This is a genomic window from Rheinheimera sp., from assembly GCF_036568245.1.
GTDB lineage: Bacteria > Pseudomonadota > Gammaproteobacteria > Enterobacterales > Alteromonadaceae > Alishewanella.
Genome location: NZ_DATCSY010000239.1, coordinates 1 through 6,648, shown reverse-complemented (window position 1 = coordinate 6,648; position 6,648 = coordinate 1). Strand labels below are relative to the sequence as shown.

At 49.0% G+C, this 6,648-nt stretch carries 7 protein-coding genes and 1 rRNA gene; 7 read left to right on the top strand and 1 reads right to left on the bottom strand.

Annotation, left to right across the window (positions count from 1 at the left end; genetic code table 11):
• Both rrf and VIN66_RS11090 read left to right on the top strand, forming a co-directional pair.
• Positions 1-100 (top strand): 5S ribosomal RNA (rrf, locus tag VIN66_RS11095); the annotation flags it as partial.
• Between the two features lie 120 nt (positions 101-220).
• Complete coding sequence (locus VIN66_RS11090; RefSeq protein ID WP_331924057.1) at positions 221-2,029, top strand: EAL domain-containing protein; 1,809 nt, start codon at positions 221-223, stop codon at positions 2,027-2,029.
• On the opposite strand, the gene VIN66_RS11085 is transcribed toward VIN66_RS11090, so the two are convergent.
• Positions 1,983-2,939 carry a 1-aminocyclopropane-1-carboxylate deaminase/D-cysteine desulfhydrase gene (locus VIN66_RS11085; protein WP_331924056.1) on the bottom strand — a complete coding sequence of 319 codons (957 nt, stop codon included), beginning with the start codon at positions 2,937-2,939 and terminating at the stop codon, positions 1,983-1,985. The genes VIN66_RS11090 and VIN66_RS11085 overlap by 47 nt on opposite strands.
• A 69-nt stretch (positions 2,940-3,008) precedes the next feature.
• Between VIN66_RS11085 and VIN66_RS11080 the strand changes: the two genes are divergently transcribed.
• The 5 genes from VIN66_RS11080 to VIN66_RS11060 all read left to right on the top strand — a co-directional run.
• Positions 3,009-3,923: a hypothetical protein gene (locus VIN66_RS11080; protein ID WP_331924055.1), complete on the top strand. Its 915-nt coding sequence runs from the start codon at positions 3,009-3,011 to the stop codon at positions 3,921-3,923.
• The gene (locus tag VIN66_RS11075) at positions 3,920-4,516 is read left to right on the top strand and encodes a PilN domain-containing protein (protein WP_331924054.1); all 597 of its coding nucleotides are present in this window, start codon (positions 3,920-3,922) and stop codon (positions 4,514-4,516) included. Before VIN66_RS11080 ends, VIN66_RS11075 begins: the two co-directional genes overlap by 4 nt.
• The gene (locus VIN66_RS11070; protein ID WP_331924053.1) at positions 4,513-5,163 is read left to right on the top strand and encodes a hypothetical protein; all 651 of its coding nucleotides are present in this window, start codon (positions 4,513-4,515) and stop codon (positions 5,161-5,163) included. Before VIN66_RS11075 ends, VIN66_RS11070 begins: the two co-directional genes overlap by 4 nt.
• Positions 5,141-5,461, top strand: a complete 321-nt coding sequence (locus VIN66_RS11065; RefSeq protein ID WP_331924052.1) for a hypothetical protein — start codon at positions 5,141-5,143, stop codon at positions 5,459-5,461. The genes VIN66_RS11070 and VIN66_RS11065 overlap by 23 nt, the downstream gene beginning before the upstream one ends.
• On the top strand, positions 5,454-6,648 hold a 1,195-nt coding region (locus VIN66_RS11060), incomplete at its 3' end, for a secretin N-terminal domain-containing protein (RefSeq protein WP_331924051.1). The genes VIN66_RS11065 and VIN66_RS11060, both read left to right, overlap by 8 nt.

The window sequence follows — 6,648 nt, the reverse complement described above, 5'->3', positions numbered from 1 at the left end:
GCTGTGGAACCACCTGACTCCATTCCGAACTCAGAAGTGAAACGCAGCTGCGACGATGGTAGTGTAGCATTCGCTATGCGAGAGTAGTTCACCGCCAGGCTCCCAATACTAACCTCACTCTAACGAGTGGGGTTTTTTATTTTCTGGCTTTCACAGATAAAAACTCGACAAATGCTCTGCAACGATTAACACTTGTAAGCAGTCACAAAAGGAGTTGGCTGTGTATTTACTACAGTTCCCCAGACAGCGGATGCGTCGCTTTCAGCTTTTAGCTTTATTGGCACTGCTGCTCGCTTTTAATATTTGTCATTTTGCAATGCAGTATCACGATGTACGCCAACAGGCATATGTTTTGTTTCAGCTTGCACAAGGATTGGAGCCGGGGAGTGCAGATGATCCCCGCTGGTTGACTGCGAGCTTTGGGCTGACCACTCAGCCGCAAGCTACTGCTGATTACCTCAGTTTACAACTGCAGGATAGTTTGATCTTTGTTGATAAAGCATTGTTAGTTACATCCGGCGTCTGGGCTTATCTTGTTTCTAATCTTATGTTTTTGTTGGTTCTGATGCCGGTTTGGTGGTTATGGCAGCGGCAGATTAAGACCTTTGCTAATGAGGAGTCAGCTGTAAATAACTTGCTGGAACAGCTGGAAATTAAGCTGGATTTACGTTCCGGGGGCAGTTCACTACCCAACCAGCGTTTACATAAAGTGGCGCAGAACTTAGAACAGTTACTACGACGAGATCAGGAAGTGCGGCATCTGGTGCGCGTGCAGGGGCTGATAGATCATGAACTGGCCATCGGTAACAGGGTTTTTTTTGAGAGCAAGCTACAGCACTATTTAAGTGATACCTCTGAGGTGGCGTTTGGGGCATTGTTTATTATTCAGCTGACTGTGCCAGAGCCTAACGCTGCCGGAACAAAGCCGTTTTTAAGACTGCGCGCTTGTGTTGATATTCTGCAAGGCGTTATCGCCAGCTACAGTGATACGGTAATAGCCAGGCTGGCAGATAATGATCTGGTCTTGCTGGTGGCAGGCCTCGTGTCTAAGGATATGGAGAAGCTGGGCGACAAGATCGCCGTCTTGTTAAGCCGTGCCAGTTGCTTCAGCGAGAACCTTGAACAGGATGTTGTACATATAGGTTATGCTGGCTATCGACGCGGACAAACCTCATATCAGGTTTTATCTGAGGCCGATATGGCGTTGAAAACAGCCCAGCTGCACGGCCCAAATGCTGCTTATGGATTCGTCCAGCAAGACAGGCCACAGGCCAAGGGCTCTGTGTGGTGGCGTTCCGAGCTTAATAAAGCTTTGTTAGAACATCGGTTTAGCCTGAGTTTTCAGCCGGTATTTTCCTGGCAGGAAAGAGATATCTTGCAGCACGAGGTTTTGATCCGTTTGCAAAGTCAGGAAGCAGGCAGTGTGCCTGCCGCTATCTTTTTACCTATGGCGTATAACTGTGGCTTAGCCAGCGAGATTGATAAATATGTTTTGCTTAAAACAGCTCGTATGTGTGCTGTTGATTCCCGCACGTTCAATCGTTGCAGCGTTAATGTCAGCGTCCAGTCTTTACTTGATCCTATATGGTGGCAATGGTTGGAGCAGATGGTGCTGTCAGGACAGATTGACCCGCAACAACTTGCGATTGAGGTAGCAGAGCATCACTTGTTGCGGCACTATAAATCTCTGAAAAGCAAAATGTTGAAGCTGAGCAAAGCAGGATTTGCTCTGGTTGTCGATCAGGTAGGTCTGGTTATAGACAATACCGTGTACGTTGATGAACTGCCACTGGAGTCGGTTAAACTGCATCCTTCTGTGGTACGGAATATAGATCAACATCTGGAGCAACAACTCTTTGTCAGAGGCCTGATCGCAGGCTTTGCCGGCAAAGGTGTCCGTGTTATTGCGACAGGGGTTGAGTTAGAGGCTGAATGGCTCGCTCTGCAGAAAGCAGGGGTTGCGGGCGGACAGGGTTTTTATTTTAGTCAGCCATTGACCCAGATAATAGCGCAAAGTCAGCTGCAGTGATCAGGTTACGATGGCGCAGTCCTTGTAGCCCCTGCAGCCCCCCGGTGTGAAAAAAGCTCAACCGGCTGCCCGATGGAATCTGGTCCTGCTCAACCAGCTTAATAGCGCCGGCCAGAGCTTTGCCCGTGTAAATTGGCTCAACATATACTTTTTGTGCCGCCATGCTGCGGCAAAACGCCAGCAGGTTGCTATCAAAGTGGCCATAGCCTTTGCCGGCAAAGGAACCGTCAACCCGCCATTGCTTTTCAGCACAGGTTTTATTGATCAACTGCTGTACCCTTGAGGGCAAGGACGCATCTCTGACTACAGCAATACCCAATGCGTTACAATCATGGCCGTTTACAATACCTGCCAAGGTGCCGCCGCTTGCTGTCGCACAAAGAATAAGGTCGGCATTGCCATCAGGTGTGCTGGCTAAATCCAGTTCAGATACACCAAGACTGCCCGCAGCGGAAGAGCCCCCCTCTGGTATTAGCAGCAAATCCGGGTGTGAAGCTGTTATCCCGGTGATGAAAGCCGGCTCGGAGCGTTGACGGTAACGGCCGCGATCCAATGCTATCAGTCGCATACCCTGCTGCTGACAAAACGCCAGGGTAGGGTTTGTTATATCCAGTTCGTCTGTCCTGACATAGGCTACACTTTTTAGCCCCATAGCATGACAACTGGCAGCTACAGCACACAGATGATTAGAGTAAGCGCCGCCAAAAGTCACGACTCCAGCAAAACCGGACTGAACAACCTGAAGTAAGTGGTATTTCAGTTTCAGGCATTTATTACCAGAGACTTCAGGTAACCCGGTATCAAGGTGACATAGCCACAGTTGAATGTTTTTTTGTTGCAGCACTGAATGATTCACTGCCTGCCAGCGCTTTTTAGGTTTAATTAGCTGAATATCAGATGAATACAACATGGCTCAGCACATGACAGTGGCGAAATTTGCCGCTAGTATAGCGTTACACTCTACATTAATGGCAGCGCCATGCTGAGAAAAATAATAACAGGCATCAGTCGGGTATCGGCGAGTCATTCTGGATTGTTTGCGGTGTATCTGGGAAGCTCTACTGTCAGTCTGACTCAGATCAAAGGGAATAAAACGGTATTACGCCGGCAAACAGAGTTTACTTCAGGTGAATGGCAAGCCGCCTTACGCGTATTGCTGTCAGTGATGCCTGCCGGCAGTCGTCTGCATCTGGTGTTGGCTCCTGACTTTTACCAATTAGTACAGTTGGATAAACCAGAGCTGACAGAAGAAGAGATGTTGCAGGCATTGCCCTGGCAAGTCAAAGATCTGGTCAGCATCAGCCCCGAAGACATCGTTGCAGATTACATCGATTTACCTGTACATACCGCACAACAGGCCAAAATAAATGTTGTGGTCGCCAGTCTAAACTGGCTGAAACAGCTGGTACAGCAGGTCACTCAAGCCGGACAGCAGCTGCTGACAATACAACCTGAAGAGTGGCTGGCCGCGCGATTGGTCACACCGGCAGCGCACGCCACTATGCTGGTTATCCACCAGCCTGAACAGGAAGTACTGATCCAGATAGTGCGTGATGGCGTGTTGTATTTTTCCCGCCGTACCCGTGGTTTGGGCCGGCTGCATCTTTACTCAGAATCCGAGCTGCGTAGTGGTGAGTTAGACCGGCTGCAACTCGAACTACAGCGCTCAATGGACTATTTTGAAAGTCAGCTCAAACAAGCTCCGGTTAGGGATATTCGCATCCTGATGCAAAAAGCAGAAGTGGTGGCAGATGTCCTGGTACAAACCGGTTTCAGCCGGGTTGAAGTGCTCGGCAATACAGCTATAGATACAACGCTCAATTTACACCAAATGATCACGAGCTGGCCCGCGGTAGCGGTACTTGGTTCTGCCGGTGTGGAGCAAGCCGTATGAAGCAGCAGGTGAATTTATATCAGCATGCGCTGCAACCGGTGAGTGAAAAGTTAGGGCTTAAACGGCTGCTGCAAATCTGGCTGTGTCTGGCCCTGGTGTTGTTTGCAGTCTGGTTTTATCTGCAGCAACAACAGGCTCAGCTTGTAAAACAACTGACATCTGAGCAGCAACAGCTGAATGTGTTGCAACAAGAAATGACCATGTACCAACAGGCACTGGCACAACGGCAGCCGTCAGCTGAACTAGTCAGCCAATATGAAGCAACTGCACAAAGTGTGGCACAAAAGCAGCAACTGCTAAATTATTTGGGTCAGCAGCAACAGCAGGCTACTGAGGTTTACAGCCCGGTTCTGCAGCATTTACAACAAATTGACCGGCAGGATTTATGGTTAACCGCTTTCTCGTTGCAACAGCACAATAGCAGTTTCAACGGCATCGCTTTACGCCCGGATAGCGTCCCGTTGTGGCTGGAGAACTTGCGTAAACTGGCGTATTTCCGCGGTCAGCGTTTTAGCCAGGTTAATATGCTGCAGGTACCTGACAAAAATGCCGTCAGCTTTGAACTGTTGGCCCGGCAAGGAGTAGAACAATGAGCCAGTGGCAACTGTTGTCGGAACGCTTCAATCAATTGCAGCACAGAGAGAAAGTGCTGATCTGGGGAGGAAGCCTGATTTTAACGCTCTGGCTCGGTGTGGTGTATTTACTCGAGCCAGGTTGGCAAAGTATGGATAAAGCTAAAATGCAGCTCGATGCCACACAACGCCAGCAACAGCAAACCCAACAACAGAGCGAAGAACTGCGTCAGCAACTGAGCACTGATATCGACCGCGATTACCGGGAGCGCCTGGCCGTATTACAGCAGCAACAGGTACAACTGAATGAGCAAATCAAACTCAGCGCCAGTCATTTTATCGGTGCCGAACAAATGGTGACACTGCTGCAAAACATGCTGCAAAGCAGTCAGGGTGTCCAGCTTGCCAGTCTGCAGACTTTACCGCCGGTACCGGTCAGATTAGACGGGCAGGCTGAGACTGAACCGACATTAATGTATCAGCATACGATTAAGTTGGTGATGACATCTGACTACGCTAAGTTGTATCAGGTGTTGCAACGTATTGAACAGCTGCCATGGTTAGTGAGCTGGCAGGGGCTACAGTATCGGGTAACAGAATATCCGCTGGCTGATATGACGATAGAATTAGGTACGGTGAGTGAAAATGAAGATTTTATCCGTCTGTAGTATCTGCTTGCTATGGTGCGCTATTGCACAGGCAGACCCAACGCGGCCGGCCGATGGCTGGCAGGCAACCGCAGACAATGTTGCAGGTTCTGCAGCGCAGGCACTACCTAAACTGCAATTAATTAAACAGACACCAGATGGCCTGATTGCCATTTTGGAGGGAGTATTAGTGCGCAAGGGGCAACGTTTTCAGCAATACCATGTGCTGGATATTCAGCAGACAAAAGTGATTATGGATTTAAATGGCGAACAGCTCGTCCTGCCTTTACTTAATACAGCGATAAAACAATATGAATAATAAGCGTGTAAACAAGGTGTTGTGGTTATGTGGTGGTGTCTTGTTGAGTGGCTGCCAGGCGTTTTCGCCTACGCAGGTGCCAGATAAAGCTCAGCAGGTGCTGCGCGAGGCTGAGCAATCGCAGCCTGTTGCCAAGATTGTACCGGCCGTACCTGCTGCTGTGACCCAGGACCTGATTGCCAGTGGCTACACGCCACAGGCTGCTCAGTTACCGCGCTTCAATGTTGCTGCTCTGCAGGCCGATATGGCAGATTTCTTCCAGTCAATAGTGGCGGATACGGCTTACAGTGTCGTCCTACATCCCGCTGTCAGCGGGCAAATTACGTTGCAATTAAAGCAGGTGACCTTGCCAGAGACCATGGCTATTGTGCAACAGCTATACGGCTTTGATATTCGTCAACAGGGCATGGTATACAAAATATATCCGGCAGGCCTGCGTACCGAAACGATCGCCGTAAATTATCTGATGTTGCAGCGGCAGGGGTTTTCGTCTATTGCCGTAAACTCGGGCGGCGTATCGCAGGATAACCAAAATAACCAGAATGGGCAGAATAACGGCAACAACAATTCATCACAGAGTAATCTGAATCAGGGAAATTTAAATAATCAGAATCAGCAGTATGGTCAGCAGCAGTTTAATGGCAGCACCATACAAAGCGAAAGTAAGACCGATTTTTGGAAAGATCTGGAGAAGGCCGTCAGCACTGTACTGGGTAATGGCCCGGATCGGATGGTAGTTGTAACACCACAAGCCGGGCTGGTCACTGTGCGTGGTATGCCGGAAGAGATTGCTGCCGTAAAAGCGTATCTGGGGCAGTCCGAGCAACACTTACAACGCCAGGTAGTGCTGGAAGCCAGAATCATTGAAGTGACATTAAGTGATGAGTATCAACAGGGCGTTCAGTGGGACAGGCTTATTTCACGTATTCGTTCTACAGGTTTTAATTTAAGCACTAATGCAGGATTTGAAGTCAGTAACGCAGTAACTCAGAGTCTAGGTGGTGCAACCAGTATCACATTTGCAAATGCAGATTTTAATGGCGTAATCAAGTTATTGGAAACGCAGGGTAATGCTCAGGTGTTATCTAACCCACGGGTCACAGCGATGAATAATCAGAAAGCAGTCATTAAAGTCGGGCAAGACGAGTACTTTGTCACAAATGTCGCTACTAGTACTACGGTATCTG

What these genes read in the sequence shown, in the direction of transcription:
- VIN66_RS11085 (WP_331924056.1), bottom strand. Translation starts at nt 2,939, where the DNA reads ATGTTGTATTCATCTGATATTCAGCTAATTAAACCTAAAAAGCGCTGG.
- VIN66_RS11080 (WP_331924055.1), top strand. Translation starts at nt 3,009, where the DNA reads ATGCTGAGAAAAATAATAACAGGCATCAGTCGGGTATCGGCGAGTCAT.
- VIN66_RS11075 (WP_331924054.1), top strand. Translation starts at nt 3,920, where the DNA reads ATGAAGCAGCAGGTGAATTTATATCAGCATGCGCTGCAACCGGTGAGT.
- VIN66_RS11070 (WP_331924053.1), top strand. Translation starts at nt 4,513, where the DNA reads ATGAGCCAGTGGCAACTGTTGTCGGAACGCTTCAATCAATTGCAGCAC.
- VIN66_RS11065 (WP_331924052.1), top strand. Translation starts at nt 5,141, where the DNA reads ATGAAGATTTTATCCGTCTGTAGTATCTGCTTGCTATGGTGCGCTATT.